The organism is Alkalibacterium thalassium (assembly GCF_900101165.1).
Taxonomy (GTDB): domain Bacteria; phylum Bacillota; class Bacilli; order Lactobacillales; family Carnobacteriaceae_A; genus Alkalibacterium; species Alkalibacterium indicireducens.
The window spans coordinates 1-2,817 of sequence record NZ_FNFK01000058.1; the positions used below are offsets into that span (position 1 = coordinate 1).

Below are 2,817 nucleotides of genomic sequence, written 5' to 3' on the forward strand. Positions count from 1 at the left end.
TGATCTAAGCATGCGCTATGATCACCTATGCGGTATTAGCACCCGTTTCCGGATGTTATCCCCCTCTTATGGGCAGGTTCCCCACGTGTTACTCACCCGTTCGCCACTCATCCACACTCTGCAAGCAGAGTGCTTCAGCGTTCGACTTGCATGTATTAGGCATACCGCCAGCGTTCGTCCTGAGCCAGGATCAAACTCTCATTTTAAGTTTGACTTGCTCATTGTATTACTTGTGAGTTAACCATGTTAACTCGTTTGTTGCCTTCGACTCCAAAAGAATCGAAGACCCCTGCACATTTGGTTGTTTCTACTTTGTTCAGTTTTCAAAGATCTATCTCGTTCAGCTTGCGTTTCAGCAGCAACCTTTATATCATATCATCGTCCTGATTCGATGTCAATGCTTTTATTTAATTTCTTTAAAAGCATTTATTTCGAATCGTCTTCTTTCGAACGACAACTTCATTAGTATACCTTGTTTTCAATTGCTTGTCAACAAGTATTTTATGTTTTGGTGTTACTAGCAATTATCGTTTGCAGCAACAGATTTAATAATAACAGGTATTTGAAGAATCGTCAATGATTAAATTGTATTTAACAATCATTCTTTTGCAAGTTCATTGTATCAAGCTGTCGGCTTGCTCAGCCTTTTATTGTATCATCTTTTTTGTAATTGCTTCTAAGTCTGTCTGTACCGGTCGACTCATTAGTCCCTCTTTATTGTGTGCTGGTATATATACGCAAACTTCACCGTATTTCACTGTCCATCCAGCAATAGACTCTTCACATTCTGAAGATGAAGTCATAGTGACTGTGACATCTTTACCGTAATTAATGAAACAATGTTCATCGGTAATACTGAATTCTTCTTTTCTATCAGTTAGACTACTTTCTTTTATATACTTGTAGTTCACACTAACAGGCTTCTCCGGATGATAATCAAAACTGCCTCCTACCATGTCAATATAAGTAGTCGACTTTTGATAGCTGGCTAATCCAGAATGCCAAAACTAGCCATGACTCACCTTTTTTTACATAGTCTACTATTTTATCTTCTTCGAACTCTGTCATCCATTCTTCCCGGTTATCTGTTTCAGGATCCAGGCGGTTCTCTGAAGCTAATATTACAAGGTCTGGTCTATCTTTCAGATGTTCTGTAAGTTCTTTTCGGTCTGCATATAGGGTAGTTAAACCACCCAGTTTATCCAGAACTTGTGTAAGACCCTCTTTCAATGTATCTCCGTCATGATAATAGTCCCCTAGTACTGCAACAATTTTCCTTTTACCTCCAGTTTACTATGTTTCTCTTTCCCTTTTAAGCCTCTTCTGTTATTATATTCTGTCTTTAATTTAACTGGAATAGTCTCAAGTCATCAGAATCCAATGAACTTTTCATCTTATATAGAGACACTTCTATCATAAAGTATGGTTTATCCCTCTATCTTTCCAGCATATCCATTTTAATACAAAGCGATTTATACGCTTACATTATGACTCACTTAATTTTCTATGATTCTAAACTTACTCATTTTCGTTTTTTACACAAAAAAACTCACATACTCTTATGTAGAGTGTGTGAGGTGAACTACCCACCACTTAAATCCTCCGGATTTTGAAGTGGGGGCTTCCTACGAACTCCATTCTTGTCTGCACAGGTTTCATGCAGACAGAGGAATCGGATATGGGTAGGCTCAAAAGGCAGTCCCTGCCTCATAGGTTTTCTTTTACTTGGCTAACGCCAAGGAATAATCAGTAGGCTTGGTTATCGCCTACATAGACTTGGTTATCGTCTATACGCAAAGTATACAACAAAAAGGACAGATTAACCACTTCAAGCTATCGCTTGACCGACATTCATCTCCCACTTTCACTGGTGCTTCGCACCCATACGCTTAGAAGTGGGAAACTTCTTTCGGAATTACGTTAAACGTAAGACTATATACCGGCGGCCGGAGTCGAACCGGCACGCCCTAACGGGCACTGGATTTTGAGTCCAGCGTGTCTACCAATTCCACCACGCCGGCATGTTTCAATATGAAGATAAGGCGGTAACCGGATTTGAACCGGTGATGAAGGTTTTGCAGACCTCTGCCTTACCACTTGGCTATACCGCCATCCTAAAAATGATATTCAATTAAAACTGGGCTACTAGGATTCGAACCTAGGAATGACGAGACCAAAACCCGTTGCCTTACCACTTGGCTATAGCCCATTGAAGGGCGACTGATGGGGATCGAACCCACGAATGCCGGGACCACAACCCGGTGCGTTAACCACTTCGCCACAATCGCCATATTCTTATTAAAATCATAGCATATTCAACAAATAATGTCATGATGAATTACTGACAGGGGTAGCAGGAGTCGAACCCACATCGATGGTTTTGGAGACCATAGTTTTACCATTAAACTATACCCCTAGAGATGGAGGGAGTAGGATTTGAACCTACGAACCCGAAGGAACGGATTTACAGTCCGCCGCGTTTGGCCACTTCGCTATCCCTCCAAAATACTATGGCGCTGGACAGAGTCGAACTGCCGACACACGGAGCTTCAATCCGTTGCTCTACCAACTGAGCTACAGCGCCATCTTTCAATATCCTGCTTTACGGTCCCGACGGGAATCGAACCCGCGATCTCCTGCGTGACAGGCAGGCGTGATAACCGCTACACTACGGGACCTTACGAAAATCTTTATATGAGACACTGCGAGCTTTCGCTCGAGTGTACCATGTCTGTAGATGCTGAAGCATTGACAGACATGGTAATTGCGGGGGCAGGACTCGAACCTGCGACCTCCGGGTTATGAGCCCGACGAGCT

General features: G+C 42.3%; 2 protein-coding genes, 8 tRNA genes and 1 rRNA gene. All 11 read right to left on the reverse strand.

All coding sequences use genetic code 11. The features are described from left to right. A 16S ribosomal RNA gene (locus tag BLR76_RS09645) occupies positions 1-206 on the reverse strand; the annotation flags it as partial. Positions 207-647: 441 nt separating this feature from the next. Next, positions 648-911 carry a hypothetical protein gene (locus BLR76_RS09650; RefSeq protein ID WP_091268507.1) on the reverse strand — a complete coding sequence of 88 codons (264 nt, stop codon included), beginning with the start codon at positions 909-911 and terminating at the stop codon, positions 648-650. Positions 912-957: 46 nt separating this feature from the next. Next, on the reverse strand, positions 958-1,230 hold the full coding sequence (locus BLR76_RS09655; protein ID WP_091268509.1) for a hypothetical protein: 273 nt from the start codon (positions 1,228-1,230) through the stop codon (positions 958-960). A 707-nt stretch (positions 1,231-1,937) separates the two neighbouring features. After that, a tRNA-Leu gene (locus tag BLR76_RS09660) sits at positions 1,938-2,021 on the reverse strand. Positions 2,022-2,040: 19 nt separating this feature from the next. Next, a tRNA-Cys gene (locus BLR76_RS09665) sits at positions 2,041-2,111 on the reverse strand. A 26-nt stretch (positions 2,112-2,137) separates the two neighbouring features. Further along, positions 2,138-2,209 (reverse strand) — tRNA-Gln (locus BLR76_RS09670). Positions 2,210-2,215: 6 nt separating this feature from the next. Further along, positions 2,216-2,288, reverse strand: a tRNA-His gene (locus tag BLR76_RS09675). A 57-nt stretch (positions 2,289-2,345) separates the two neighbouring features. After that, positions 2,346-2,416, reverse strand: a tRNA-Trp gene (locus BLR76_RS09680). A gap of 5 nt (positions 2,417-2,421) precedes the next feature. Beyond that, positions 2,422-2,502 (reverse strand) — tRNA-Tyr (locus BLR76_RS09685). Positions 2,503-2,511: 9 nt separating this feature from the next. Further along, positions 2,512-2,584 (reverse strand) — tRNA-Phe (locus BLR76_RS09690). A gap of 21 nt (positions 2,585-2,605) precedes the next feature. Continuing rightward, a tRNA-Asp gene (locus BLR76_RS09695) sits at positions 2,606-2,678 on the reverse strand. Positions 2,679-2,817: the final 139 nt, after the last annotated feature.